The sequence below is a fragment of the Mariprofundus erugo genome (genome assembly GCF_005818865.1).
GTDB lineage: Bacteria > Pseudomonadota > Zetaproteobacteria > Mariprofundales > Mariprofundaceae > Mariprofundus > Mariprofundus erugo.
On record NZ_VBRY01000001.1, the window covers coordinates 185141 to 211408 of the forward strand.

Sequence of the window (26268 nt, forward strand, 5' to 3'; positions counted from 1 at the left end):
CAGACGATAAATCTGCTATGCTGGGACGGCATGGATGAGACGATTACAGGGGCGAAAGAGGCCCCTGTTTCCGTGCGAAGGAGCACAGCAAAAATGAGTACCGCACCGCGCTATATCCGCTGGTTTAACGAAATCGGCATGGCCGATGTACCTGAAGTGGGAGGTAAAAATGCCAGCCTTGGCGAGATGTACCGGCATCTCACGGCGGCGGGGGTGCTCGTTCCCGATGGCTTTGCCGTGACCGCATCGGCCTATCGGGATGCACTGGAGCATGCCGGTGCCATCGACGCACTGCATGCGGTGCTGGACGGCCTTGATCCGGATGATGTCACGGATCTGCAGCTGCGCGGTGCAAAGGCACGGGCGATTGTCTATGCCTGTGAGCTTCCGGACGGCCTGCGCCGGGAAATCGTGGCGGCTTATGCAAAGCTGAAGGCCGAGTACGGTGAGGATATTTCGCTGGCTGTACGCTCATCCGCCACAGCCGAGGACTCGCCCGAGGCCTCGTTTGCCGGCCAGAATGAGTCCTACCTCAATGTGCGCGGCGAGGAGGCCCTGATTGAGGCTTATAAACGCTGTCTTGCCTCCAACTTCACCGATCGTTCCATTCATTATAAGTACGACAACCATTTTGACCTCTACAAGGTCTATCTCGCCGTGGTGGTGATGAAGATGGTGCGCAGCGATATCGGTGCCAGTGGCGTGATGTTTTCACTCGACACCGAGACGGGGTTCAAGGATGTCGTTTTTATCAATGCCGCCTGGGGGCTGGGTGAAAACATCGTCCAGGGCAGCATCGACCCGGACAGTTTTTATGTGCACAAGCCGACATTCAATCAGGGATTCCGTCGTGTGCTGAAACGGCGGCTCGGTCAGAAAGAGAAGAAGATGATCTTTGCCGCGACTGAGTCGAGCGGATCGATTGTGGCCGAATATACCGAAAATATCGACAGCACCGCCGATGAGCAGGGGCGTTTTTGTATCAGCGATGCGGATGTGATGACGCTGGCCGACTACGCCATCAAGGTCGAACGCCACTATTCGGAGGTGGCCGGCGTCAGCCGGCCGATGGATATGGAGTGGGCCAGGGATGGGGTCGATGGTCGCCTCTATATGGTGCAGGCCCGTCCTGAAACGGTGGAGTCACAGAAGCGGGGCAGTGTGCTTGAGATCTACCACCTCAAATCGCGCTCGGCTGTTCTGGCCCAGGGTAAGGCGATCGGCACCCGTATTGGCGCAGGGCGTGTGCGGCTGATTGCCGATGCGGCGCATCTCGCAGCATTTCAGCCGGGTGAGGTGCTGGTGGCCGAGATGACCACACCGGACTGGGAGCCGGTGATGAAGATGGCGGCCGCTATTGTCACCAACCGGGGCGGCCGCACCTGCCATGCGGCGATTGTGGCGCGTGAGCTGGGAGTACCGGCGATCGTCGGTACCGGCAATGCCACCGAAGTATTGGCCAACGGGGCGGCGGTGACCGTCTGCTGTGCGGAAGGGGAGGTCGGCAATATTCATGCCGGTATGCTGCCGTTTGAGATTCAGCATACCGATCTGGGGCAGCTGGCAACGCCGCAAACCGCGATCATGATGAATCTGGGTAATCCGGATCAGGCCTTCAGTGTGGCCTCGCTGCCGGTGGCCGGTATTGGGCTGGCGCGACTCGAATTTATTATCAATGAGTATATCAAGGCCCATCCGATGGCGATTGTGCATCCCGAACGGGTCGATCAGGCCACGCGCGATGCCATCGCCGCCATGAGCCGTGGCTTTGCCAGCCCGGCCGATTTCTTTGTCACGACGCTGGCGGAAGGGGTGGCGACGATTGCGGCTTCTGTCTACCCGAAACCGTGCGTGGTGCGCATGAGCGATTTCAAAACCAATGAATATGCCACCCTGCTCGGCGGCCAGTTTTTCGAGCTTGAGGAGGCCAACCCGATGATCGGTTTTCGCGGTGCCTCCCGTTACGCCCACCCGGCCTATGCCGATGGCTTCGCGCTGGAGTGCCAGGCTATGAAACGGGTGCGCGATGAGATGGGGCTGACCAACGTCCGGCTGATGATTCCGTTTTGCCGCCGGGTGGAGGAGGGCCAAAAGGTGCTGGCAGCCATGGCCGCGAACGGACTGGTGCGTGGTGAAAACGGACTGCAGATCTATGTGATGTGCGAGATTCCCAATAATGTGATCAGTATCGATGCCTTTGCCGAGCTGTTCGACGGCTTTTCCATCGGCTCCAACGATCTGACCCAGCTGACGCTCGGCGTGGATCGGGATTCGGAAATCGTCGCCTTCGATTTCGATGAGCGCGACCCCGGCATGCTTAAGATGATCCGCATGGCGGTCGAAGGCGCCCGCCGCAATGGCCGCCATTCAGGTATCTGCGGACAGGCCCCATCCGATTACCCGGAGCTGGTCGAATTCCTGGTGGAGATCGGTATCGACTCGATCAGCCTGACCCCGGATACCGTGCTTGCCGCCATCCCGAATGTGCTGCAAGCCGAACAAAAGCGGCGACAAAAGCAGGGGTGATTGTACCGCCTGCCTGCAGAATCTGCGCTTGCTGAAAAATAGTGAACAGCGGTGCCGCCATGCCATGCCGCCATGCCAGGCTTCGGTATTGCCGGGAGTGGGGATGATGAACGCCAGACCGCTTTTCCGAGTCGGTTGCGCCTGTCCGCAGGCCGGCCATGTCATCCAAATGGACGATATCGCATGGAAGCTCAATACTCGGCCCAGAAAGTCACTGGGCTGGAAATGCCCAGCAGAGCTCTTCCTGCCTGAAGGTGCTTTCGACTTTAATGCCTACTGGGCTAACAAATTAAACCTTGTTGCACTTCGAGTTTGAAACCGCCATACCTAACACGGGTGATCCAATAGCTAATTAGTAAACCCCTTGTCATTCAACCTTTTGACAATGCTCGAATGCCCTGCTACCTTCAGAAGGTCTACCTGGGGAGGGAGTCATGATGATTTTTCCGACAAAAAGATACTTATACCTATTAATAAGTTAGGTTTCATACTCGCCATGGATAAACGTTATCAAGTATTTGTCAGTTCAACTTATGCAGACCTGCAAGATGAGCGCCAAGAGGTAATGCAAGCACTTCTTGAACTCGACTGCATCCCAGCGGGCATGGAGCTATTTCCCGCCGCCAATGAAGACCAATGGACGCTCATAAAAAAGGTAATCGATGATTGTGACTACTACATGGTCATCATCGCCGGTCGTTACGGATCAATTGGCCCTGATGGCCTAAGTTACACGGAAATGGAATACCGCTACGCTTTAGAAACCGGAAAGCCCGTGCTCGGGTTTGTTCATCGCGATCCTGGGGCGCTGGCCGCGAGCAGATGTGAAAGTAGCGATGAGGGCAAAGGTAAGCTGGCGGTATTCCGCGAGCTTGTTCAGAAGAAGATGTGCCGCTTTTGGGAAAGTCCATCGGACTTGGGCAGCCAAGTGAGCCGAAGCTTAGTCAAACTAATCAAGAGTAGCCCTGGGATCGGCTGGGTTCGTGGAAACCTTGTTCCAGATGAAAGTGCAACTGAAGAAATACTAAGCTTGCGTCGGCGTGTGGAAGAACTCCAAGCTGAGTTGCAGGCCACCCGAACGAGTGGCCCCGCGGGAACATCCGATTTGGCGCAAGGTGAAGATGCCTTCGAGATACGGTTTTCTTTTGTCGCTTCACGCGATGAGTGGGCGCACAACGGAAAAGCCTTCGAGTCATCGACCGTCGTTGAGTGGGACGACATTTTCTCGGCTTTGTCGCCGCTGATGATTCATGAGGCTGTAGAAGGTGATCTTGCGAAGGCGCTCAACAATCTTGTTCGAGACTTCGCTTGGCATGATCTCAGTGAGTCCAAGGGGTTCAAGGGCTTAAACCTGATGAACTTCAAGGCTGATTCAGACGACTTTCAGACAATAAAGATTCAGCTACGCGCCTTAGGACTCATTACAAAAAGCGCAAAGAGCCGTAGCGTTAAGGACACTGCAACCTACTGGACGCTTACTCCATACGGAGATAACGTCATGACAAAACTGCGCGCAATTCGAAAACCAGAAACCCGGTCATCAACGGCAGAAACCTAACATGGCGCTCGACCTCGCTCCCTTCGGTCGCTGGACGCTGCGCGATAAAGCCGCGCAGCGCCGGTCAGCTCTACGTTAGGGGTAAGAATGGACGCAATCGACAAATGGGCGGAGCGTGTTTACACCGAGACTGATTTCGGTCGCAGTGTCGCTACGTTCGTGTCCGGTGTTATCGGCCTCATCGTGTACTTAACAACAAACGATGTCGTTATTGCGGCATTCTCCGCGATCATCGCTTTCCCAGTTTCCCGCCTAGTATCGGCCGCATTGCATGAAAGATTCATGCGTAAGAAAAAACGGCGCATAGAAGCAGAAGAAGCCGAACAAACGTACGAGCAATTAAGCAAAGAAGAAAAGGCAGTAGTTCAAGCGTTTGTTGAAACAGGCGGTTGTGTACTCACTTGGTCGCAAACGAACAAATTGCCAATTTCGTCAAACGGAATTGAGTCCTTAATTCAACGCGAGGCCATGTGGACTTCAATGACTGCCGATGGAATGAGGGAAACATTTAATCTTGATACGTCGCTGTTTAATGTTGGGTTGTCAAAACGGAAAGCGAATATACGGGGTCTGGCTTGACATCTGGGTGTTTTAAAGCGAATAGTTAGCTATGGCACGCAAACCAAGAGTTCATCTTCCCGGCGGCTATTACCATGTCATGATGCGTGGTAACGTTGGTAGTGACCTCTTCTTTTCCGATGCTGATCGCACGCATTTCATGCTGCTGATGCAAGAGGGTGTTGAGCGGTACGGCCACCGAATCCACGCGTTTTGTCTGATGCGCAATCATGTCCATCTGCTGATTCAGGTTGAAACCATTCCTCTGGGAAAAATCATTCAGAATCTTTGTTTTCGATATACCCGTTATGTGAACAGGCAGAAGGGTGAGGTTGGTCATCTGTTTCAGGGGCGCTTTAAAGCGATTCTTGTCGATGCTGATCGCTATTTACTGGAGCTCGCCCGTTACATTCATCTGAATCCGGTGCGTGCCGGAATCTGCGAGCGTGCAGCGGATTTTGAGTGGAGCAGTCAGAACGCTTACATGAATATGGTCACGCTTCCCTGGCTGCATACAGAGGAGGTTCTGTCCCGATTTTCTTGCGAAGAGTCGAAAGCCAGATTCTTATGGCAGGATTATATCGAGCAAGGGGTTGGAGAGTCGCGGCGGTCCGAGTTTCATCAGGGATCGCATTTAGGGCGTATTCTTGGTGACGATCATTTTGCAGAGAGGGCCATTCAGGCTTCAGGTCGATACGAGATGGCGAAGGCGCCTGCAATTGCCCGGATCATCCAGGCGGTATGCAGCGAATACGGAGTGGAACCATCAGCCTTGTACGAGAGTGGTAAGGGGCGGGAAAGCTCGGAGCCACGTGCGATGGCCGCATTGGTTGTGCAGCATATCGAAGGGGTAACGCTAACCGCACTGGCCAAAGAGTTTGGGCGCGAACTATCTTCGCTGAGTCAATCTGCCGGCAGGCTTCGTAAACGCATCAGGTCACACGATGATTTGCAGGAGCGACTTCTGACGATCTTAAACGAAATAAAAACACCCAGATGTCAAGCCTGACCCGGATGTATGACCCGGATGGGATGACCCGGATGCGGATGTTTCCAGCGATTTTTCATGCCTGTTGTTTATCGTCATTGAGCGTCATCCGCGCTGCCGGCAGTTATTGGCAGCTCGTGGCGAACCATGTGCAATTGGCCGATATCAAAGCCAAGTGAGGCGGCCTGCTGCCTGAAGTCTGTGATGACCTGTTCGGGCACGCTCTGAGTACGTGCCAGTAACCACAGGAATGAGCGATTCGGCCCGCTGATAAATGAATAGCGGTATTGCTCGTGATCCAGCCCGAAAATGACATAAGCGCCATAGAACGGGCCGAAGAAGGAGACCTTGAGATGGCCTGTGTCCGGGGTATCGACAAAATATGCGCGCCCTTCGGCTTGCTTCCACGCCTGATCCTGCTGCGAGTAGCCGCGGTTGATGACCCTGACGCCGCCATCTTCCCGCATCGAGTATTCGGCCGTTACCGCTTCCAGATCGCGCTCGAAACTGTGATCCAGGCGGGCTATTTCATACCACTTGCCGAGATATCGGTTCAGCTCGAAGCCGGACACCGGGGTGATGCCGGATGGTGCAGCAACGCATGCGGATACCAGCACGGTAACGGCCAGCAGACCAATAGCCCGCAAGCTGGCAGCCCGCAAACTGGCAGCCCGCAGGCTAGCAGCTGGCACAACCATGCTCTTGATCACTTTCGTTATGTTCCGGGGCTTTGGCTTCGTGTTCGGACTGTTTCTGTTGCTGCAGCTGCTCTTTCATATGTTCGCTGAGATTGAAAGCGTTCTGTTTGAAGGCTCGACCGAAGGCATTCAGGCCATGCATATCCATGAAATGACAACTGCGGCAATCAGCTCCGGTCTGGCGGCTGAACGCAGGTGTTGCTGCGGCCTCCGGGATCATCTGCAAAACCGGAAACAGCGACAGGGTAATGATCAGTAACAGTTTTTTCTTATGCATGTGAATCTCCTTTACCAGCTTCGAAGCAACTCGATTGCATCCTGAAATGCAGCCGGCAGACACTGGATCTGTAGCTGCTCAAGCTGCCTTTGATGGCGCAGTGAAAATTCTCCGGCCATGGCAAACGGGCCGTCGCAGGCCAGCCCGAAACGGTAGAGCTGCGATTGCCAGTCACCGAGCGGTTCACCATCTTCCCATAACACCACGCCTCTGATATTGCCGTGGCTGATTAGCTCCGCCAGTGCCGGCAGGCCCGGGAGTTGTCCCAGCCAGCGCATGTCCAGGCCAGCTTCGCGTGCCATGATTTCAAAGATGTGGGCCATCAGGTTTCGCTCCGTGGCTTCGCCGCCGTATACATTCGGCATGGAGACAATCAGCAGGGTTTGCCCGGAGCGTTCCGGTTCCAGACCACGGCTGCGTTGTTCAAGGTAAACAGCGATCGCCTGGGTCAGCACATGCCGATATGCCCAGCGGCCCTCGTCTTCAGTGGTCGCGATCGCCATCAGGCAGGGGCGAAGCAGTTCATCTGCCAGCAGATGCAGTGGATAGATGCCGCCTGCATCGCGCAGCGTCGTAATAGCTGATGTCGTATCGAGTGACCTGGCGGCCTTGAGAAGCCGTTCCTGAAATCCCGGCCAGTCTGATGTCGCCACAGAGGCGGGTGTTGCCGCCTTGCTGGCCAGTGCTGATTTGACCTGGCCGACGGGGATGCCGGTGTCGATCAGGGCCACGATTTGCCGCACCCTGCGAATATCCTCATCGGAGTAGAGGCGGTGACCCTTGTCTGTGCGTGTTGGCTTGATCAGCCCGTAACGGCGCTCCCATGCCCTGAGGGTAACGGGCAGCACGCCGGTTTGCTGTGCGACATGGCGAATGGGAAAGAGGTTGTCGGTTGAGTCATTCATGCGCCAACGGTAACAGTATTGTACAATTATTTCAAATTTATTGTACAATAGTTATACGGCTGCTATTGTGGGCCCATCAATTCAAGGAGGATGACGATGAAAAGCCTTCTGTTACTGTTACTGATGCTCCCTGCGCTGGCCTGTGCACAGGCATGTCCGCCACTGCTCGATCAGCGGGTGGAAACACTCGATGAGCACGAGCCTGTACAACTGTGCGAGCGATATGCGGGAAAAGTGCTGTTGATTGTGAATACGGCCAGCCGCTGCATGTTTACGCCCCAATATGAAGGACTGGAAAGCCTCTATGAGCAATATCGCGAAGAGGGGCTGGTGGTGCTCGGGTTTCCCTCCAACGACTTCGGTAATCAGGAGCCGGGTTCGGAAGCCGAGGTCAAACAGTTCTGCAGCCTGACCTATGAAGTGAAGTTCCCGATGTTTTCCAAAACCACGGTCATCGGCAACAGTGCCTCGCCATTGTACAGGGAACTCGCAGCCGCGGCCGGTGAGGCTCCCGGCTGGAACTTTCACAAATATCTGATCGGCAGGGATGGCCGCCTGATTGACAGCTTTGCCAGCAACATCAAACCGCAGAGCGAACAACTGCAGTCGGCCATCCGGCAGGCACTGGCACAATGAGCCGCCTGACATGATCGCGTTAACCTGCGCATTCGGTTGCAGGGCAGGTGATCAGCCATGATCCGGCTGGTCTATGTCAGCGTTGCCAGTGAGCCGTTCGATGAGCAGAAGCTGCTGCAGCTGCTTGCCAAATCGAGAGCCAATAACACAAGGCTTGGTATCAGCGGCCAGCTGATTTACAGCGAAGGCACCTTTATGCAGGTGCTCGAGGGGCCGGCTGACGCAGTCGACGCCACCTTTGAGCGCATCAAAAAAGATACCCGCCATCAGCATATCAACCTGATCGAGCGCAGCACGATCGACCAGCGTGAATTCCCGGAATGGAGTATGGGCTTCAAATCCATGAGCAGGGAAGAGCTCGATGCATTTGACGAGATGGGCTACCAGTTTGCCGAGGATGTCAGTGGCAATCGGCGGCTTCATGATCGCCTGTTCGTCACGCAGCTGATGAAATATGTCAAAAAGCAGCATGTCTCGGAACTGGCCAGGGACGTGCTGGAGATGGATCGGGACGATAAATCACTGATCTACTGGCTCAATCAACTGGTGCGCTACTCGGTCATGCTGCTGGCGATCCTGATGGCGGTGGTGGTTTTGTATGGAGTAGCCGATGTCGGCTACGGCCTGTACGAGATCATGCTGAATCGGCCCGAACAACTGATGACCATGAGCGGTATCACCAGTACATTTGCTTCGTTTCTGGCCGTGCTGATCGCGGTCGATATTTTCATCAATATCTCGCTCTATGTGCGCAAGCATGTGCTGGCTGTGCGCCTGGTGGTTGCAACCGCGCTGATGGCGATCGCGAGAAAGATCGTGGTGCTCGAATTCACCGATATTGAGCCGATCTATATTTTCGCTATGGCGCTGCTGGTCGCAGCCCTCGGTTTCAGTTACTATTTTTTATCCAGACTCGGTAATCTTGAGCCATCTTAGCTGTCCTATGCCCCGACTCAGACTCCTTCTATATTACGGGGTCTGGCTTAATGGGATGGTTCGTCCCGCTCCTCAAACGGCATCGCAATGGAGTCCAGGGTCAGGTCTCGCCTGGCGCATTTGCGGTTACGGGGGCATGCTTGATAATTTGGTGTTTTAACGGGATCGGAGTCAGGTCGTGCTTGATGCATTGATCAACAATATAAGCGGTTTAATGGGATCGTTCCGGTTGCGGATGGTGGCGAGTCGGCGGTGAGAAAATACCTCTTCATGATTCCGGTGATGGTTTCGCTGTTCTTTGCAGCAGCGGGCGGGCAGCAGGCGTGGGGAGGAGAGGGGCTGGTCCCTGGCAAGCCGTATCAGCTATCTCTTAATGGACTCAGGCAAACCATTCTGATTCACGCCAACAACAGCGCCAATCCGGTTTTGCTCGTACTTCATGGTGGCCCTGGTTATGCCATGCTTCCATTGATGCATCGACTTCATCCGCAACTGGAGGACGCATTCACCGTCGTCAACTGGGATCAGCGCGGGGCCGGCCTGTCGCCGGAGAGCGATCCGGCCCGCTTAACATTGCATCAGCTGGTAGAGGACGCTCACGCATTGAGCCGATGGTTGATGGCGCGATTTGGCCAGCGAAAAATTTATCTTCTGGGGCACTCATTCGGAACCGTCATCGGACTTAAGCTGATCAAGCAGTATCCCGATGATTATTTCGCTTTCATCGGGGCAGGGCAAACGATCAGTGTGATCAAAAATGAGCAATACAGTTACGACCGGGTCAGTCAGCAGGCGAAGAACCATGCCGATACAGAGGCGATACAGCTGCTGCATGCCATCGGTCGGCCGGGTAACGACGGGGAGTATCCCGGAAAGATACCGGATCAATACGCCGATACCTTTGATGATCCTTCGGAGGTGACGATGTTTTATGTCGGCCATGATGGCGGCGAGGTTTATGGCTCTGAGTCGTCCGATGAGATCGATGCGTTGATTCTTGATTCCGGCCTTTACGATAAAAATGACTGGCTCAAGCGCTGGAAGTTTTCACAATCCCTGTTTAATGATCCCGATGTGTGGCGATTTGATGCCACTGATGAAAGTCAGGGCTTCCAATCTTTCAGGGTGCCGGTCTATTTCTTCATGGGGCAGTACGATTACGACACCCCGGTCAATCTCTTTGAGACATATTACCCCTTGATCCACTCCCGCAAGCAGTACATTCGCTTTGAGCACTCGGCCCATTTTCCGTTCTATGAAGAGCCGGCAAAATTCCGGTCTGAGTTGCTCAGGATTAAATCGGATACACAGGCCGGTGGCAGCTCTTGATTTACGCAGTTCCGGAAGGGAGCCGACGGTTGCGGATTAACATTCAACAGGGGGCGGTCCATGGCTCGCCCTGGCGAAATTCAGATCCAGTTTTGTAAACGGAGTCCTGGCACGCGAGCAAATTCTTTTTCGTTATTGGTGACGAGGATGAGGCCCATGGAGCGGGCATGTCCGGCGATCATCATGTCATACGGGCCGATTGGCTGGCCAATATTGTAGAGTTCCGCACGAAGCTGACCGAAGTGTTCTGTGGCGTGTTCATCGAAAGGTACGATTTCCAGGCGGGCGACAAGCCCTTGAATATCAGCGAGGTTTCTTTCCGGCTGTGAGGAGCGCTCAGCACCATAAACAAGCTCGCCGAACGTGACAGAAGAGATGCACATTTGCCCGTCATGCAATTTGAACGTATCGCGGACATGCGCCGGACGATTTTTGATTGTGTAAATCACGATATTGGTATCGAGCATGTATTTAAGCATGGTTTACAGCGCTTCTCTCTGCTGATCGGGCCCCTGTTCGCGCTCTGTCATAAAGTCATTGGAAACGCCTGTGCCGGCAAACCATTGATCCCATGACTCTCCGGCAGGTGTAATGATGCGGGTGTTGCCAATTGCAATAATATCGACATCTCGAATCGAGTCGGGCAGGGCAATCGCTTTTGGCAGTCGAACAGCCTGAGTCTTGTTGGACTTGAATATGGTGGTATGTGCAACTTTCATAGCATCCTCCAAAGGCAATGCCTATGCTAGCTTCGTGGATATATCAATGGTATATCCACGCGCCGGGGTCAGGTCTTGATTGGCTAGTTTTCGCAGGTGGACAGGTTGGGATGGCGTCGCAGCACAGCATATGCGGCTGATCTGCGCAAACAGGTAGTGCGGTGCATGTGCATCACTGATGTGACCGGATCATGCAGCCTGTGCTTACAGCTCTCCCAATACAGCCAGCTCCTTGATGACCGGTTTGATGGACATAACCACATTGGCCAGCAGCGCATCCATCATCTCCTCCGGTGCACCGGCTTCGCATGCTGACTCCAGCTCTTTGGCAGCACGCTCCACAGCATCGGCACATACGCTGCCTGCAATACCCTTGAGCGAGTGGGCCAGACGAAACGGGGCATCGGGATCACTCTTGTCTGCCTGAGCTGCCCGGAACTGTGCTTCCACATCACCATAGCGATCCCTGAAGTTGATCAGCAGTTTGCGATAGGTTTTGGGGAATACCATCATGGCCAGGCCGCGTTCGACATCAATGCCGGGAATAGCGGGGATCACCGCTGCCTTCTCTTCCTGGCCGTTCTGGTTGCCACCACCCGGAGCAATCCATTTGGCGATGGTTTCCAGCATCAGTTTCACGTTAACCGGCTTGGCGATGTAGTCATTCATGCCGACATGAACCATTTTATCGTGCTCTTCAGCCAGGATGTTGGCGGTCAGGGCAATCACCGGCAGCTCCCTGGTTTGAGCATTCCGGCGAATCTGCAGGGTTGCTTCATAGCCATCCATGACCGGCATCTGGCAATCCATCAATACGCCATCAAAGTTGTGCTGTGCAAGCATATCAAGTGCTTCCCGGCCATCGTTGGCCGCCATCACGATCAGGCCATAGGAGGAGAGAATCTCAACCAGCAGTTCCTGATTGATGTCATTATCCTCAACCAGCAACACCCTGGCACCACGCAGACCGGCGAGGCCCCTGACCGACTCTTCCTGACTGTTCTGTTCAGCGGCGCTGTTGTCCTGCCTGTTCGGCAGCACTCTTTGCGCGCTACGGGCAGGCTGATCGCCGCTTCCCGGTACCACCCATTTGGCGATGGTTTCCAGCATGACTTTGACATTAATCGGCTTGGCGATGTAGTCGTTCATACCAGCCTCAATCACTTTTTCACGCTCATCGGCCAGTGCATTGGCGGTCATGGCAATGACCGGCAGGCCCCGAAGCTGAAGCGTCTGGCGGATCTGGCGGGTTGCCTCATAGCCATCCATCACGGGCATCTGGCAATCCATCAGCACGCCATCAAAGGCTTGTCGGGCCAGCAGATTCATCGCTTCGCGCCCGTCACTGGCGGCGGTGACGATCAGACCATGGGAGGTGAGCAGTTCAGTTGCCAGCTCCTGATTGATCTCATTGTCCTCAACCAGCAGAACCCGGGCACCACGCAGGCTGGCAATGGATTTTGCCATGTGCTCCTGACGACTTTTTTCACTGCCTGCCAGCTCCGGCGCATCGAGCGGTTGCACCTTCAGGCGGGCGGTAAAGTTGAAACGGCTGCCCACTCCTTTTTCGCTTTCAACCCAGATGTCGCCACCCATCATATCGACGATTTTTTTGGATACGGCCAGGCCAAGGCCGCTGCCGCCATACTTGCGCGTGGTTGAGCTGTCGACCTGACTAAACGACTGGAACAGCCGTTTCTGCTCCTGCGCATTCATACCAATGCCTGTATCAGTGACGGAAAAAAGCAGCAGGGTTTCGACATCATCACGACCGGCAAGCGACACCTGCAGCGATACCTCGCCACCGTCGTGGCTGAATTTTACAGCATTGCTGACCAGATTGATGATCACCTGGCCCAAACGAAGCGGATCGCCGATCAGCCAGTCGGGTACATCGGCAGATACATCCGTGGTAACCCTGATACCTCTCTCGGCGGCGCGTATGGAGATCAGATTCACCATGTTATCGATGACATCGGAGAGGTGGAACGGAATGCTCTCGATGCTCATCTTGCCCGCTTCAATTTTCGAGAAGTCGAGAACATCGTTGATGATGCCTAACAGGTATTCGGCCGACTGGTGCGCCTTGCTGATATAGTTGCGCTGCTTTTCATCAAGCTCCGTCTCCAGAGCCAGATGGGTCATGCCGATAATGCCATTCATCGGGGTGCGAATTTCATGGCTCATATTGGCCAGAAACTCCGACTTCGACTGGTTGGCTGATTCGGCTGCCTCCTTGGCCTTCAGGATCTCCTGTTCGGCCTTGATGCGCTCCTCGACACTGCGGATGACACCGACCGTGCCGATATACTCGCGCTGGTTGTTGTTCGAATCGTACATGCCGATGCTGTTGACCTCGACGTAGGCGATATCGTTGCCCAGCGGTTTGAGTTCAACATGGTCGGCTGGCGTGCCTGCCTTGGTTCTGATGCGTAGCTGCAAACCATTGGTCGAGCGTTCCCCCCGGCGCCGTTCATCGAATACCTTGAAGTTGAAAGGGCCGCTCTGATGGTCGGACTTTTTCAGCAGGCAGGCCTTGCGGACGACAGCCTCACGGCTGACATTGTTGATATCCTCAGGGTAGATAATCTCGCTGAAATGTTTGCCCAGCAGATCTGACTTGTCGTAGCCATACTGATGAATGGCATCATTCAGGAAGGTGAAACAGCCATGGGTATCGATTTTGTACACCACATCGGGTACTGCCTGTACGAGCGATCTGAACCACTCTTCAGAGGCGGTCAGCGAGTCGACGGTTTGCTCAAGTTTGGCATTGCTGCTTGCCAGCTCCCGTGTCCGCTCCTCCACACGCAGGGCAAGGCCGGATCGTTCACCAGCAAGTGTCTCAAGCATGCGTGACTGTTCGAGTGAATAGCGAATGGAGCGGCCGAGGGTTGCTGCTTCAAGGCCGTTTTTGACCAGATAATCGGAGGCTCCTGCGGCCAGTGCCGCCTGATCCACCTCAGGGTCTCCCTGACCGGTCAGCATAATAATCGGAGCCAGACTGCCGGCCGCGCGCGCGTTATTGAGAAGTTCGATGCCTGATCGGGCATTGAGACGGTAGTCGAGCAGATAAACATCATGGGCCTGAAGCTGCAGACCCTTCAGGCCATCTTCATAATTATCGACCCACTCAAGGTCGAAGCTTCTGTCTGCAATGTCGTCCAGCAGATCACGGGTGATGAGGTAATCTTCCTCATCATCGTCGACCAGCAACACCCTGACCGGTTTGCCGGACAAGGAATGTCTATCATTCATATGCTTTGCACCTTACATGGCCCTGTTGCTGTGACTGAGTTCCGGCGCCTTCAATGCTCCCTGTCATTTCGCTATTTTTGCCGATCATGGCCTCAGGCGCCATTGTTATTTTCAGGTAACTCGACAATTTCAAACCAGTATACCTTCAGTGCCCGCATGATATTGACCAGACCATCGAAAGTGACCGGTTTGGTGATATAGGAGCTGGCGCCGAGATCGTAGCTGCGAAGAATATCCTCATCGGCTTCCGATGTGGTCAGTATAACCACCGGCAGGGTTTTAAGCATTGGATCGGCTTTGATCTCCTCCAGAGCCTCCCGGCCATCCTTGCGTGGCATGTTCAGGTCAAGAAGGATCAGCCCCGGTCTGGGCGAGTCTTTCGGGTCGGCAAATTTGCCTCGCCGTTTCAGATAATCGATCAGCTCCTCGCCATCTTCAACAAAGCGCAAATCGTTGGCCAGTCGCGCTTCCTCCAGCGCCTCCTCGGCCAGCATGCGATCTTCCGGATCATCATCCGCCATCAGGATGGTAATCGGTTCGCCGGGCTTGAATTTCATCATTACTCTCCTCCTCGGTTGTGACAAACTGGCAGGGTCACTATAAATTCAGCACCGCTGCCCGGTGTTGCGAACGCACGTATTTCACCGCCATGGCGTTCGGCAATCCGGCGACAAACAGCGAGCCCGATACCTGCCCCGGGGTATTGAGTACGGCCGTGTAATCGCTGAAACAACTGAAATACCTTTTCAGCATGTTCCTGAGCAAAGCCCATGCCATTGTCCTTGACTTTCATCGTCAGCTGATTGCCTTCGACTTTGGCTGAAACAGCAATGATCGGCCGTACGCCTTCATGGTGAAATTTCAGTGCATTGGTCAGCAGGTGTTGCAGCAGCTGACGGATCTGGTCGCAATCAGCCTCAATCACGGGTAAATCGCCAACGGCGATGCGTGCCTCTGTCGGTGTGGTCAATTTATGCAGGCGCTCAACCTGCTCAAGACAGATCAGCTTCAGGTCACAGCTGGCGGGTGGTTTGCCCCGGGTGTTGACGCGCGAGTATTCAAGCAGCCCGTTGAGAAACTCCTGCATGCGAGCGCTCGCATGCAGCATCCGTTCCAGGTAGTCCTGGCCTTTTTCATCGAGATCATGGCTGTATTTCTGCTGCAGTCGTTCGCCGAATGCCTGCACCTTGCGCAGTGGCTCCATCAGGTCGTGCGAGGCGATGTAGGCAAACTCCTGCAACTCCTTTTCACAACGGGCAAGTTGCTGCTGCAGATGTTGCTCCGGCTGTTCAATGATCAGTACGCCATCCCGTTCACCGGCCTGATCGTTGCTCAGGGTTGAGTATTCCCGGATGTGATACATCGCGGCGGATTCGCCCAGCAGCCTGTAGGATGCCTCACTTCTGCCGGTTTCCAGCTCGCCGAAGCGGGTGATCACGGCATCCCGGTCGGACGGATGAATATGTTCGAAGTAGTTGTCACCCGGGGCAAGAGCAAGACGGGTGCAGTGCTCCGCTGCACCGGACATGGTCAATATACGGCCATCCGCTCGCCACCGCACGAGGATGACCGGAGCCAGCTGTAAAAGCGTCTGCATCTTTTCCGGGTTAGTCATGCGCATCCTCGGTCAGGTATGAAATCGAATCATCGACTTTTTTCTTCTGCTTTTCGGGAAGTATGACGCTGAATGTGGAACCTTCGCCGGGCTTGCTGCGCACCGAAATCGTTCCACCGTGGCGTTCGGCGATCTTGCGGCAAACGGCCAGGCCAATGCCGGTGCCTTCATAGTCGGCACGACTGTGCAGTCGCTCAAAGACCTCAAAGACACGGGGGGCATACTTCTCTTCAAAGCCGATGCCGTTGTCCGCAACCTGGATTTCCCACATGGCCGGGCGCTGTCCGGCAACCGTATGGGCGGAAATACGTACCAACGGCGCCACATCAGGGCGCCTGAATTTTAGCGCATTACCGATCAGATTCTGAAATAACTGGCGCATTTGCAGGCTGTCGACATCAAGCTCGGGAAGGGGAGCGACCTCAACCCTGCCGTTGACGGCTTCGATACGGGTCTCCAGATCTGAGATGACGCCGGTAACTACCTCATTGAGGTTCACCCGGTCGAACGGTTTGGCCTGGGTGGTGATGCGGGAGTAGCTCAGCAGGCTGCTGATAAGCACCTGCATGCGTTCGGCGGCATCAAGCATGCGGGCAAGATAATCCCTGCCTTTATCGTCGAGTGATGTATCTGCGCGGCTCTTCAGGCGATCGCCAAAGGCGCGAATTTTGCGCAGTGGTTCCTGCAGATCGTGCGAAGCGACATAGGCAAAGTCCTGCAGTTCGCGATTACTGATCTCCAGTGCGGTATTGCGCTGCTGCATGGCGATCTCGGCCCGTTTTCTGTCGCTGATGTCATGGATGACCGCTGTAAAGCTGCGCTCACCGTGCAGTCTGACCTCATTGACCGCCAGGTTGATCGGTACCTCGCGTCCGCGTCTGTTCAGGGCGGTACTCTCAAGGCTCTTGCCGATGATCCGATCGTCGCCCTCGACAAGGCAGGTTGCAAGCCATGCATCAAACCGGTTCCGGTACGGCTCGGGCATCAGCAGTTTGACACTTTCACCGCGTACCTCCTCCTCGCTGTAGCCAAAGATGGCGGATGCGGCCTGGTTGAATGTGAGTATGTTGCCGTTCACATCGATGGATATAATGCCATCCATCGCGGTGTCGAGGATGGCCTCCATACGTTCCGCCTGCTCTTCAATTTCCCGTTTCCTGGCTGTCATCTGATCGAGATGGCGTTGCTTGATATCTTCACGCTGGCGCGCCTCTTCGAGGTTGAGGTCACGATAATTGCGTATGGCGCGCTGTACACGGTCCAGAATCAGGTAAAGAAATCCCATCAGCAGCATCACCAGCAGTGCACCGGCCATCGAAATGGTGCGGATATAGTCACGGGCCACCTGTGAGGTGGTTGAGAAATCGATGTGGATCCAGAGATCTCCCACCTCTTTGCCGGCAACATCTTTCAGGGGCGTGGCAAACGTGAAGGTGTCGCCATTGCCCTCGACGTATTCCGTCTGCTTCATGTCACCAATATGTTTTCTCGATTCGGCACCCTGCAGCAGCCTGATTTCATCTGCCGACGGGGTGGCGGTCGCCTCGGCCAGAATCACTTTCTCAAAGCCGTTCCAGTCGGGGCTGCGTCCCATCAGGCGCATCCCTTTTTCCCACTGCTCGCGATTGATCAGTGATTTGAAGTAGGTGACGTAGAGATCGACACCCATCACCTTTTTGATCTCGCTCATGATATATTCGATTTCACGGCCCAGCTCGATAAATCCGATCAGTTTGCCATCACTGAAAATCGGTTTGACCACACGCAGGGTAAATAGTCCGTATCTGCCCAGCTCCACACCGTAGAAAAGTTTGCCGGTGCGCAGCGCTTCCATGGTGGTGTAACGGTTGATGGTATCACCTGACTCGGGAGGGTTGTGTATGCGAACGATATTCACCCGGTCCGGACCGGTGAAATAGAAATGGGTGATATGGGACTCCTCCTTCAGTTGCCGGAAGAGCGGGGTGCTCTTTTGCAATAGTGCATCCCTGTCCTTGCGGGCGAGGCAGTCCATCAATGATTTATCACGGCTGATGACATCGATCAGTGAGGCCATTTGCAGGGCATCACTTTGGAGCTTCATCTGATAGAGGTTGATGGCCCCGTCGACTGTCGACTGGATATCGCTGACCATATGCTGTTGATTGGTGCGATCGATGGCATAAATACCCATGACCAGCAGCAGGATCAGGGAAAACCCGAGTGCGCCAAGCACACGCATCTTGAGACTCTTTTCCGGGCCGGCGTGTTCGGTCTCTTGCCGGGGCTGATTACTTGTCATGACACATCTGCATGGTTTCTGTCTCCCGCCGGTCTACTGTATCATCAAAGCCTGTTGAGCAAGGTATCTTAAAGCAAAAGGGAGGATCTCTCCAGCTGTCATGAGGTGTGAGGAGTGTATGAAATATGCGGGCAAGGCATGGCTGCCGGGGGCGCGGCGCGGCGGGATCAGCGGGCGGGGTGCTCGTTTATCAAATCACCCTGATGGGTAAATGTGATGCTGCGCATCAGGCCATCCAGGTAAACGGTGCCACTGATGTGATATTTAAGTCCGCTTTTTTCGCTTAATATCATGGCCTGACGGAAGATGTCGGTGATAGTGGTGCTGACGATGACGGATGTCCTTGCTTCGCCAAGGCGGGGGATTTGGATCGCCTGATGGCTGACTCCGCGTGCAAGGCGCGCTTCATTGAGGTCCAGCTGAAAGCTCATGCCGGTCATGGCCAGATCGATATTGTTCGGGTTGATGATGCGCAGATCGACCTGTATGCGCTGCTCAAGCAGTCCCTCCGCCGGTAGTGGCGTGATATCGATGACATTGATTTCGGGCGCCTCCATATGGGGCAGTATGGTGGCGCATGCGCTGAAGAGGGGCAGCAGCATGATGCACAGAAGGAGGCGGCGTAATTGCTTCATGCGCTACAGTATAGCCGGTTGGTGACAAAAATCCCCGCCGGCATTGTTTACCTCTGCGGGCTGACGCCTCTGCTCTTTTGTTCACTGCGGAGCAGTTGCAGGGAGTAGGGTGGCAGCAGGCTCTGCTGCTTCTTTTTTAGCCAGCGTGATGATTCCCCCGGTATTTTGGGGGCGGGTCGGGCGGTATCGATAAGAATGCGCCATCCGTTGCCGGTTTCAGTAGGGGGGATGTTGAAAACTACAGGGTCAGCCGTGGCATTGAACAGCAGGCAGAGTGGCGGTGTATCTGCTGCATGGATGGTGCAGCCAAGCAGGCTGCGCGGGCCATGCCAGTCGGGTGCGGCCAGATCCGGACCGAACCACAGGATGTCTTCATTGCTGTAAAAGTGTTCGCTGCACAGCACCGGCAGGCGGCGACGCAGGGTGATGAGGTGGCGCACAAAGCGATGCAATTCTTCATGCTGTTGCAATAGCTCCCAGTTATACCAGCTGATCTCGTTGTCCTGGCAATAGGCATTGTTGTTGCCTTGCTGACTGCGGCGGAATTCATCGCCCCCGAGCAGCATCGGTACGCCGCGCGACAGAAACAGTGTGGTCAGCATGTTTTTGATCTGCCTCAGTCGTACGCCTTCCAGTGCCTCATCCGGTCCTTCGCTGCCATAGTTGCAGCTGTAATTATCGTGGGCGCCATCCCGGTTCTCCTCGGCATTGGCTTCATTGTGTTTTTGCGCATAGCAGACCAGGTCGTTCAGGGTAAAACCATCGTGGCAGGTGATGAAGTTGATGCTGTGCAGCGGTGATTTGCCACTGTGCATATAGATATCGGAGCTGCCGCAAAGCCTGCTGGCGAAGGCATGGGTGACTCCCGCATCGCCACGCCAGAAACGGCGTACGTCATCGCGGTATTGTCCGTTCCACTCCGACCAGCGCATGCCGGGAAAACTGCCGACCTGATAGGCGCCGGCTGCATCCCATGCTTCGGCAATCAGTTTGACCCGGCTGAGAATGGGATCTTCGGCGATGCGCTCAAGCAGTGGCGGGTTGGCAAGCAGGTTACCATGGGCATCACGCCCCAATACCGAGGCCAGATCGAAGCGGAATCCATCCACATGCATATCGATAACCCAGTGGCGCAGGCAGTCGAGGATATAGTCGCGCACCACCGGATGATTGCAGTTAAGCGTATTGCCTGTGCCCGAGTAGTTTTTGTAAAAGCGAAGATCCTCTTCAAGCAGATAATAGATGCTGTTGTCGAGTCCTCTGAAGTTCAGCGTCGGACCGGTGTGGTCCCCTTCGGCGGTGTGATTGAATACGATATCGAGAATAATCTCGATGCCTGCCTGATGCAGGGCTCTGACCATGGTTTTGAATTCATCAACCTGGCAACCGGGATGATGACGACTGCCATAGCTCTCCTTCGGTGCAAAGAAGGCGACCGTGCTGTAGCCCCAGTAGTTGCGCAGATGCTCTCCGCTTTCAGGGTTGCGGATAATCAGCTCATGCTCATAGAACTCCTGTACCGGCAACAGTTCAATGGCGGTGATACCGAGCTCTTTGAGGTAGGGGATCTTCTCGATGACGCCGGAAAATGTGCCGGGGCAGCGGGCCATGGCGGAGGGGTGAATGGTCAGCCCCCTGACATGGGTTTCATAAATGATGGTATCGCACCATGGGTGGGCCGGCGGGCAGTCTCCCTGCCAGTCGAAACTGTTATCGGTCAACAGGCACCTGGCTCTGCGCCCGGCATCGCTGTGGAGTCGTTCGGATGTGTCGCTGCCATGGCTGAAGTCCAGGTGATCCGTCCCCGCCAGTGCCTGGGTATAGGGGTCGAGAAGTATTTTATCGGGGGCAAACCGGTGGCCGTTGTCGGGTTCATCCGGTCCGTCTGCCTGCCAGGCATAGAGCGTGATGCCCTGGATGCCATGCACCATGATATGCCAGATATCACCGGTGCGATGGATGCAGGAGTGAAGTGGCAATGTGAGGGCTGGAAGTACATCATCGACGCTGTTGAATAACAGCAGGGAGACGGCTGAGGCATGTCGGCTGAACAGTGAAAAGTTGATGCCCTCAGAAAACTGGCGTGATCCGAGGGGCAGGGGGCTGCCCGCACTTGTGGTAACTGCTTGCATGGCGTTTGCCTCTCTGCGGTGTGACTGGACGATCACGACTGTGTTTCCGGTTTGCGCCTTATAGTAGCCTGAGGCCTGCAGGGTGTCGCGGACTTGCTAGGGTGGTGTGTCGATGTCTGGTGCGCTTCGACTGATGTTGCGTGATTTTATTTAAGGAGATGCTGGTTGATTGCTCTCCTGGCAAAAATCAGTTCGTAAAGACAAAATCGTGACAAGGAGGCAGGAAGCCGATTGGACGGCCAAGGGCCGCCCGCAGGGCGAGGGCATGATGCCCGAGTCATTTTGTCTTTGCTTGCAAATCAGGCACGTATGCGTCTGATTTGACTCGCTGCATCCTGCAGCTCACCGGGCGGCTGCGCATGGCTTGCTCGCAAGCGCTGAAGATCAATCAGTGATTTAAATTTCTTGTTTAAAATGAACGAGGTGGTCGAGGATGAAAGTGATGGAGACGGCATTGCCGGGGGTGCTGCTGATCGAGCCGCAGGTGTTCAGCGATGCCCGTGGTGACTTTTTTGAGAGTTACCAGCAGCTGCGCTATGCTGCTTTCGCAATTCCGGCAGCGGGGACTGGTTTTGTGCAGGATAACTGCAGTCGCTCCCGCAAGGGTGTGTTGCGCGGGCTGCACTTTCAGAAGCGGCAGCCGCAGGGCAAGCTGTTCAGTGTCACCAGCGGCACAGTGTTTGATGTGGTGGCTGATGTGCGGCCGCACTCCCCCTGCTTCGGTCAATGGCTGGGTGTCACGCTTTCGGGCGAGAATCGCCATCAGCTGTGGGTGCCACCGGGGTATGCGCATGGTTATTGTGTGTTGTCGGAGCTGGCCGATGTGCACTACAAGTGTACGGCGTTGTATGCACCGGAGGACGAGAGCGGTGTGGTCTGGAATGACCCTGACCTTGCCATCAGCTGGCCGGTTGCCCGGCCCCTGTTGTCAGCCAGGGACCTGGCGCTGCCGAGCCTGGCCGTGATCGCGAAGGGTGATCGCTGATCATGAGGATATTGCTTGCCGGAGCGGGCGGGCAGCTGGGGCGCGAGCTGCAACGATCTGCAAGCGGGCATGATGTGCTGGCTCTGAATCGTAGTCAGATGGATATCACCAATGCGGGCAACGTGATGAATGTTGTCAGAGACTTGCGTCCGGATGTTGTCGTCAATGCAGCCGCCTTTACGGCGGTGGATGCGGCTGAATCCAGTCCGGCACGGGCGTTTGCCGTAAATCGTGATGGTCCGGCTCACCTTGCGCTCGCCTGTGCGACGCTATCAGTGCCGCTGATCCATATCTCAACCGATTATGTCTTTGATGGCCTGAGGCCGGATGGGTATCGGGAGGAGGACGCCGCGTTGCCTCTCAATGTCTACGGTCAAAGCAAACTGGCCGGCGAAGAGGCGATAAGGTCGATAGGCGGCAAGTATGTTATTTTGCGCACAAGCTGGCTGTTTTCCGCTTCCGGGCATAATTTTGTCAGGACGATTTTGCGGCTGGCGGCTGAGCGTAAGGAGCTGTGCGTGGTGGCTGATCAGCAGGGATGTCCGACGGCAGCAGCGGAGCTTGCACGCGCTGTGATGCATCTGCTGGAGAGCGGGACGAGTGCGTGGGGGACGTATCATTTTTGTCAGCCCGGAGCGACCACCTGGTATGGTTTTGCCTGTGCGATTGTGGCTGAATCTGAAAGACGCCATCACCGGCTTATGGTGGAGCGTATTCGGCCGATTGTGAGTGCGGCGTATCCGTTGCCAGCGATGCGCCCGGCCAACGCAGTGCTCGATTGTCATCGATTTGAAAATACGTTTGCGTTTCAAATACGCCCATGGTCGGTATCGCTGGCAGAGGTGATGGATGCGCTGGAGCTTCAGGGGAGCTGATTGATTCAGCGTTTCCCTGAGCGGACAAACAAAAAAAGCAACCTGTGAGGGCTGCTTTTTTTGACTTCATGAATGGTGGGCGAAACAGGGATCGAACCTGTGACCTACGGTTTGTAAGACCGTTGCTCTCCCAGCTGAGCTATTCGCCCTTTGTGTTGCGGGGCGCTTTCTATCAGCGGCCCCGCGCAAGTCAAGAAGAAAGTGGATGGGAATGTTTAGGCGCCAAGAAAATCGTCGATGGCCCGGGCCTGTTCAACCGCATTGCCGATGTAGCTGGCCGGTGTCATCTCCAGTAGCAGCTGTTTGGCCTCATCAGGGATGGCGAGCTCCGCAACAAAGGCGCGCAGTCCTTCCGGTGTGATGCCTTTGCCACGGGTTAGCGCTTTCATCTGCTCATACGGGTTTTCCAGTCCGTAACGGCGCATGACGGTTTGTACGGCTTCACCCAATACTTCCCAGGTCGCATCAAGATCGGCATCAAGTGCTGCCGCATTGATTTCAAGCTTGGAGATGCCGCGTTGGGCAGAGGAGAAGGCCAGTATGGTATAGCCGAAGCCGACACCGAGGTTGCGCAGAACGGTAGAATCGGTGAGGTCGCGCTGCCAGCGGGAGATTGGCAGTTTTTCGGCCAGATGTTGCAGTACCGCGTTGGCCAGTCCCAGGTTGCCCTCGGCATTTTCGAAGTCGATCGGATTGACCTTGTGTGGCATGGTGGATGAGCCCACTTCACCGGCAATGACGCGCTGTTTGAAGTAACCCTGTGAAATATAGCCCCAGATATCACGGCAGAAGTCGATCAGTATGGTGTTGAAGCGGGCGACGGCCTGATTCAGCTCGGCGATATAGTCGTGTGGTTCGATCTGGATGGTATATGGGTTCCAGCACAGGCCGAGCGACTCGACAAAGCCTTTGGCGATAGCGGCCCAGTCGAGAGCCGGATAGGCGGCCAGGTGGGCGTTGTAATTGCCGACGGCGCCATTGATCTTGCCAAGGATCTCTACGGCAGTGACCTGATTGCGGCTGCGCTGCAGGCGGTAGGCCACATTGGCCCACTCCTTGCCCATGGTGGTCGGGCTGGCCGGCTGTCCATGGGTGCGGGCGAGCATCGGCTGTGCAGCATAGGCGTGGGCACCTTTGCGGATGTCGTCAATCACAGCATCCATGCCCGGGACCAGTACCGTTGTGCGTGCTTCGCTCAGCATCAGGGCATAGGAGAGATTGTTGATGTCTTCGGATGTGCAGGCAAAGTGAAAGAATTCGGCAATGGCTGCGAGTTCGGGATGGCCGGCAACCTTCTCTTTCAGCAGGTATTCAACCGCTTTAACATCATGATTGGTGGTGCGTTCAATCTCCTTGACCCGCATTGCATCGGCTTCACTGAAGTCGGTGATGATGGCATCAAGCAGGGCATTGGCTTGTGATGAGAAGGCGGGGACTTCGGTGATGTCGGCGTTCTCGGCCAGCATTTGCAGCCAGCGAACCTCTACGGTTACGCGCGCCTTGATCAGCCCGTATTCACTGAAAACAGGGCGCAGGTCGCCGGTTTTTGAGGCGTAACGGCCATCCAGCGGGGAGAGGGCGGTCAGGGGGGTAACTTGCATAAAGACTCCAGTACAGCATCGAAATGGCGGCGAAAGTTACACCTGCAGACGCAATTTTCCAAAGGGCAACTGCACGCCCGCAGCAGGTATTCTTGATTTAAGACATGGCAGTGGCATTATTCGCCGCCGTTTTACAATGACGGGAGTAAGGTTTGCCCTTGCTCCTTTTTTGTTCAGGCGGATTGTAAGCACGCGAGGGTGGCGGAATTGGTAGACGCGCTGGATTTAGGTTCCAGTACCTTTGGTGTGGGGGTTCGAGTCCCCCCTCTCGTACCACTTGATGACGTTCGGCGCAGCCGGTAAGACGGTGATGTTGGACCCCGGCATATGCGTGTGCCTTTATATACATAGTTCGAAATGACAGATGGAGATACGAATGATTCAGACAGAAGTGAAGTCACTGGGCCGCAATGAGCATCAGGTGCATGTAACTGTTGCGCAGGGTGAGTATGACCGCATCTATGGCGCTATGGTGAACAAGCTCACCATGCAGGCAAAGCTGCCAGGCTTCAGACCTGGAAAAACTCCATCACATGTGATTAAAAAGCAGTTCGGTGCCAAGCTGCATGAAGACACCATTTCCGAGCTGATTCAGACCCATTATGTGACTGCGATCGAGTCATCCGGCCTGACCCCGGCTGTTCAGCCTATGCTGGACGTACCTGCAGCACAGCCGGCAAGCGGTTTTGAGTTCACCATGAAGGTGACCACCTGGCCGGAAGTTGAGCTCAAGCCGCTCAACGAGCTCTCCTTTGATAAGACCACGGTCAATGTTGAAGATGCTGATATTCAGGCTGTGATTGATCGTTTGCAGGCATCGCAGGTGAAGTATGAACTGGATGCAGAGCGTGCCGCCGAGAAGGGTGATCAGCTGCATATCGACTTCTGCGGTTCCATTGATGGCGAAGAGTTCGATGGCGGCAAGGGTGAGGATGTGCCCCTGGTGCTTGGTGAAGGACGCTTTATTCCCGGTTTCGAGGATCAGCTGATCGGCAAGAAGGCCGGTGAGGATGTGACCATTGAAGTGACCTTCCCAGCTGATTATCAGGCTGCCCACCTGGCAGGCAAGGCGGCAAGCTTTGCTTCTACAGTGAAATCAGTGGGTCGTCCTGTGACGGCGGAAAGCGAGGATGCGCTGGCTGAAATGCTCGGTTTTGCTGACGCGGCGGCACTGCGTGCCGATGCGCAGACCCGTCTTGAGCAGGAAGCGGTAGAGGCCTCCCGTGCTTCCACCCGTGAAGCAGCATTTGATGCTCTGCTGGCAGCCAATGAGATGGAGTTGCCGGAGGCGCTGATCGAAGAGGATATGCGTGCCACCACCCGTCGTGTGCTTGAAAACATGAAGCAGCAGGGTGTTCAGATGGGTGCCGAGCTGTTCGATAACGAAGAGTTCCGTAACGAAGTCCGCAGCCGTTCAGAAAAGGGCTTGAAGCTTTCCGTGCTGTTGCAGCGTATTCGTGAGGCCGGTGATCTGAGTGTCAGTGATGCCGAGATTGATGCCGAGATCGATCGTCAGTCCACCCAGTATCCGGAAGCACAGCGTGATCAGTTCAAGGCCTGGGTTCACAGCCAGAAAGAGCAGATGGCATCGCTGCGTGAGCGTTTGCTGGAGCGTACCTGCATCGAGTATGTGGTTGCGCAGGCAACCACCTCACCGGTGAGCAAGCCTCTGTCTGTATGGCAGCAGGAGCAGGAGCAGTAAAACAGCCTTGTACACAGGCATGTTTTTTTGCGTAAGCTTTGAACCACGGATCGT

22 protein-coding genes, 2 tRNA genes and 1 pseudogene are annotated in these 26268 nt (G+C 55.2%); 12 read left to right on the forward strand and 13 right to left on the reverse strand.

What is annotated here, in order from left to right:
- Positions 1 to 93 precede the first annotated feature (93 nt).
- The 5 genes and pseudogenes from ppsA (at position 94) to FEF65_RS00885 (ending at position 5651) form a co-directional block, all read left to right on the forward strand.
- On the forward strand, positions 94 to 2526 hold the full coding sequence (gene ppsA, locus FEF65_RS00865) for a phosphoenolpyruvate synthase (protein ID WP_138237893.1): 2433 nt from the start codon (positions 94 to 96) through the stop codon (positions 2524 to 2526).
- Between the two features lie 166 nt (positions 2527 to 2692).
- Positions 2693 to 2842 (forward strand): annotated as a pseudogene (locus tag FEF65_RS13770) (IS30 family transposase); the annotation flags it as partial.
- A 180-nt stretch (positions 2843 to 3022) separates the two neighbouring features.
- A complete protein-coding gene (locus tag FEF65_RS00875) occupies positions 3023 to 4084 on the forward strand; it encodes a DUF4062 domain-containing protein (protein ID WP_138237894.1) in 1062 nt (353 codons plus the stop codon).
- A gap of 87 nt (positions 4085 to 4171) precedes the next feature.
- A complete protein-coding gene (locus tag FEF65_RS00880) occupies positions 4172 to 4663 on the forward strand; it encodes a superinfection exclusion B family protein (RefSeq protein WP_138237895.1) in 492 nt (163 codons plus the stop codon).
- Positions 4664 to 4694: 31 nt separating this feature from the next.
- Positions 4695 to 5651, forward strand: coding sequence for a transposase (locus FEF65_RS00885; protein WP_138237896.1), 957 nt, complete (start codon positions 4695 to 4697; stop codon positions 5649 to 5651).
- A 74-nt stretch (positions 5652 to 5725) separates the two neighbouring features.
- Here FEF65_RS00885 and FEF65_RS00890 read toward each other — a convergent pair whose 3' ends face one another.
- The 3 genes from FEF65_RS00890 to FEF65_RS00900 are packed head-to-tail and all read right to left on the reverse strand — an operon-like array spanning position 5726 to position 7510.
- Positions 5726 to 6328 (reverse strand): lipocalin family protein, encoded by a 603-nt coding sequence (locus FEF65_RS00890; RefSeq protein ID WP_420813923.1) that lies wholly within the window; start codon positions 6326 to 6328, stop codon positions 5726 to 5728.
- The gene (locus tag FEF65_RS00895; protein ID WP_138237897.1) at positions 6309 to 6605 is read right to left on the reverse strand and encodes a hypothetical protein; all 297 of its coding nucleotides are present in this window, start codon (positions 6603 to 6605) and stop codon (positions 6309 to 6311) included. The genes FEF65_RS00890 and FEF65_RS00895 overlap by 20 nt, the downstream gene beginning before the upstream one ends.
- Positions 6606 to 6616: 11 nt before the next feature.
- Positions 6617 to 7510, reverse strand: a complete 894-nt coding sequence (locus tag FEF65_RS00900) for a MerR family transcriptional regulator (protein WP_138237898.1) — start codon at positions 7508 to 7510, stop codon at positions 6617 to 6619.
- 96 nt (positions 7511 to 7606) lie between these two features.
- On the opposite strand from FEF65_RS00900, the gene FEF65_RS00905 reads away from it, so the two are divergent.
- The 3 genes from FEF65_RS00905 (at position 7607) to FEF65_RS00915 (ending at position 10411) form a co-directional block, all read left to right on the forward strand.
- Positions 7607 to 8146, forward strand: a complete 540-nt coding sequence (locus tag FEF65_RS00905; protein WP_238701093.1) for a glutathione peroxidase — start codon at positions 7607 to 7609, stop codon at positions 8144 to 8146.
- 57 nt (positions 8147 to 8203) lie between these two features.
- Positions 8204 to 9082 carry a BLUF domain-containing protein gene (locus FEF65_RS00910; RefSeq protein WP_138237899.1) on the forward strand — a complete coding sequence of 293 codons (879 nt, stop codon included), beginning with the start codon at positions 8204 to 8206 and terminating at the stop codon, positions 9080 to 9082.
- A 252-nt stretch (positions 9083 to 9334) separates the two neighbouring features.
- Positions 9335 to 10411 (forward strand): alpha/beta fold hydrolase, encoded by a 1077-nt coding sequence (locus FEF65_RS00915; protein ID WP_138237900.1) that lies wholly within the window; start codon positions 9335 to 9337, stop codon positions 10409 to 10411.
- A gap of 80 nt (positions 10412 to 10491) precedes the next feature.
- Here the strand turns inward: FEF65_RS00915 and vapC are convergent, their stop codons facing one another.
- The 8 genes from vapC to glgX all read right to left on the reverse strand — a co-directional run bounded on the left by vapC (position 10492) and on the right by glgX (position 21051).
- Positions 10492 to 10890 carry a type II toxin-antitoxin system tRNA(fMet)-specific endonuclease VapC gene (gene vapC / locus FEF65_RS00920; protein ID WP_170304399.1) on the reverse strand — a complete coding sequence of 133 codons (399 nt, stop codon included), beginning with the start codon at positions 10888 to 10890 and terminating at the stop codon, positions 10492 to 10494.
- Positions 10891 to 10893: 3 nt separating this feature from the next.
- On the reverse strand, positions 10894 to 11130 hold the full coding sequence (gene vapB / locus FEF65_RS00925) for a type II toxin-antitoxin system VapB family antitoxin (protein WP_138237901.1): 237 nt from the start codon (positions 11128 to 11130) through the stop codon (positions 10894 to 10896).
- A 204-nt stretch (positions 11131 to 11334) separates the two neighbouring features.
- Positions 11335 to 14388, reverse strand: coding sequence for a response regulator (locus tag FEF65_RS00930; RefSeq protein WP_138237902.1), 3054 nt, complete (start codon positions 14386 to 14388; stop codon positions 11335 to 11337).
- 92 nt (positions 14389 to 14480) lie between these two features.
- Entirely contained in the window at positions 14481 to 14945 is a 465-nt protein-coding gene (locus FEF65_RS00935) for a response regulator (RefSeq protein WP_138238089.1), read from the reverse strand.
- Positions 14946 to 14947: 2 nt separating this feature from the next.
- On the reverse strand, positions 14948 to 16003 hold the full coding sequence (locus FEF65_RS00940; protein ID WP_161595145.1) for a sensor histidine kinase: 1056 nt from the start codon (positions 16001 to 16003) through the stop codon (positions 14948 to 14950).
- The gene (locus FEF65_RS00945) at positions 15996 to 18284 is read right to left on the reverse strand and encodes a PAS domain S-box protein (protein WP_138237904.1); all 2289 of its coding nucleotides are present in this window, start codon (positions 18282 to 18284) and stop codon (positions 15996 to 15998) included. The genes FEF65_RS00940 and FEF65_RS00945 overlap by 8 nt, the downstream gene beginning before the upstream one ends.
- A gap of 167 nt (positions 18285 to 18451) precedes the next feature.
- Positions 18452 to 18919 carry an LEA/WHy family protein gene (locus FEF65_RS00950; protein ID WP_138237905.1) on the reverse strand — a complete coding sequence of 156 codons (468 nt, stop codon included), beginning with the start codon at positions 18917 to 18919 and terminating at the stop codon, positions 18452 to 18454.
- Positions 18920 to 18966: 47 nt separating this feature from the next.
- Entirely contained in the window at positions 18967 to 21051 is a 2085-nt protein-coding gene (gene glgX, locus FEF65_RS00955) for a glycogen debranching protein GlgX (RefSeq protein ID WP_138237906.1), read from the reverse strand.
- Positions 21052 to 21484: 433 nt separating this feature from the next.
- Here glgX and rfbC point away from each other — a divergent pair, with 433 nt between their 5' ends.
- Positions 21485 to 22036 carry a dTDP-4-dehydrorhamnose 3,5-epimerase gene (gene rfbC, locus FEF65_RS00960; protein WP_138237907.1) on the forward strand — a complete coding sequence of 184 codons (552 nt, stop codon included), beginning with the start codon at positions 21485 to 21487 and terminating at the stop codon, positions 22034 to 22036.
- A gap of 2 nt (positions 22037 to 22038) precedes the next feature.
- Positions 22039 to 22911, forward strand: a complete 873-nt coding sequence (gene rfbD / locus FEF65_RS00965) for a dTDP-4-dehydrorhamnose reductase (RefSeq protein WP_138237908.1) — start codon at positions 22039 to 22041, stop codon at positions 22909 to 22911.
- Between the two features lie 73 nt (positions 22912 to 22984).
- Here rfbD and FEF65_RS00970 read toward each other — a convergent pair.
- Together FEF65_RS00970 and purB are read right to left on the reverse strand one after the other, a co-directional pair.
- Positions 22985 to 23060, reverse strand: a tRNA-Val gene (locus FEF65_RS00970).
- A gap of 66 nt (positions 23061 to 23126) precedes the next feature.
- Positions 23127 to 24512, reverse strand: coding sequence for an adenylosuccinate lyase (gene purB, locus FEF65_RS00975; RefSeq protein ID WP_138237909.1), 1386 nt, complete (start codon positions 24510 to 24512; stop codon positions 23127 to 23129).
- A 192-nt stretch (positions 24513 to 24704) separates the two neighbouring features.
- Here purB and FEF65_RS00980 point away from each other — a divergent pair.
- Both FEF65_RS00980 and tig read left to right on the forward strand, forming a co-directional pair.
- Positions 24705 to 24788, forward strand: a tRNA-Leu gene (locus FEF65_RS00980).
- Positions 24789 to 24888: 100 nt separating this feature from the next.
- The gene (gene tig, locus FEF65_RS00985) at positions 24889 to 26214 is read left to right on the forward strand and encodes a trigger factor (RefSeq protein ID WP_138237910.1); all 1326 of its coding nucleotides are present in this window, start codon (positions 24889 to 24891) and stop codon (positions 26212 to 26214) included.
- Positions 26215 to 26268 lie beyond the last annotated feature (54 nt).

Bases quoted from the DNA above. Each gene is read 5' to 3' on its own strand.
- ppsA (WP_138237893.1), top strand. From the start codon at position 94: ATGAGTACCGCACCGCGCTATATCCGCTGGTTTAACGAAATCGGCATG.
- FEF65_RS00875 (WP_138237894.1), top strand. From the start codon at position 3,023: ATGGATAAACGTTATCAAGTATTTGTCAGTTCAACTTATGCAGACCTG.
- FEF65_RS00880 (WP_138237895.1), top strand. From the start codon at position 4,172: ATGGACGCAATCGACAAATGGGCGGAGCGTGTTTACACCGAGACTGAT.
- FEF65_RS00885 (WP_138237896.1), top strand. From the start codon at position 4,695: ATGGCACGCAAACCAAGAGTTCATCTTCCCGGCGGCTATTACCATGTC.
- FEF65_RS00890 (WP_420813923.1), bottom strand. From the start codon at position 6,328: ATGGTTGTGCCAGCTGCTAGCCTGCGGGCTGCCAGTTTGCGGGCTGCC.
- FEF65_RS00895 (WP_138237897.1), bottom strand. From the start codon at position 6,605: ATGCATAAGAAAAAACTGTTACTGATCATTACCCTGTCGCTGTTTCCG.
- FEF65_RS00900 (WP_138237898.1), bottom strand. From the start codon at position 7,510: ATGAATGACTCAACCGACAACCTCTTTCCCATTCGCCATGTCGCACAG.
- FEF65_RS00905 (WP_238701093.1), top strand. From the start codon at position 7,607: ATGAAAAGCCTTCTGTTACTGTTACTGATGCTCCCTGCGCTGGCCTGT.
- FEF65_RS00910 (WP_138237899.1), top strand. From the start codon at position 8,204: ATGATCCGGCTGGTCTATGTCAGCGTTGCCAGTGAGCCGTTCGATGAG.
- vapC (WP_170304399.1), bottom strand. From the start codon at position 10,890: ATGCTTAAATACATGCTCGATACCAATATCGTGATTTACACAATCAAA.
- vapB (WP_138237901.1), bottom strand. From the start codon at position 11,130: ATGAAAGTTGCACATACCACCATATTCAAGTCCAACAAGACTCAGGCT.
- FEF65_RS00930 (WP_138237902.1), bottom strand. From the start codon at position 14,388: ATGAATGATAGACATTCCTTGTCCGGCAAACCGGTCAGGGTGTTGCTG.
- FEF65_RS00935 (WP_138238089.1), bottom strand. From the start codon at position 14,945: ATGAAATTCAAGCCCGGCGAACCGATTACCATCCTGATGGCGGATGAT.
- FEF65_RS00940 (WP_161595145.1), bottom strand. From the start codon at position 16,003: ATGACTAACCCGGAAAAGATGCAGACGCTTTTACAGCTGGCTCCGGTC.
- FEF65_RS00945 (WP_138237904.1), bottom strand. From the start codon at position 18,284: ATGACAAGTAATCAGCCCCGGCAAGAGACCGAACACGCCGGCCCGGAA.
- FEF65_RS00950 (WP_138237905.1), bottom strand. From the start codon at position 18,919: ATGAAGCAATTACGCCGCCTCCTTCTGTGCATCATGCTGCTGCCCCTC.
- glgX (WP_138237906.1), bottom strand. From the start codon at position 21,051: ATGCAAGCAGTTACCACAAGTGCGGGCAGCCCCCTGCCCCTCGGATCA.
- rfbC (WP_138237907.1), top strand. From the start codon at position 21,485: ATGAAAGTGATGGAGACGGCATTGCCGGGGGTGCTGCTGATCGAGCCG.
- rfbD (WP_138237908.1), top strand. From the start codon at position 22,039: ATGAGGATATTGCTTGCCGGAGCGGGCGGGCAGCTGGGGCGCGAGCTG.
- purB (WP_138237909.1), bottom strand. From the start codon at position 24,512: ATGCAAGTTACCCCCCTGACCGCCCTCTCCCCGCTGGATGGCCGTTAC.
- tig (WP_138237910.1), top strand. From the start codon at position 24,889: ATGATTCAGACAGAAGTGAAGTCACTGGGCCGCAATGAGCATCAGGTG.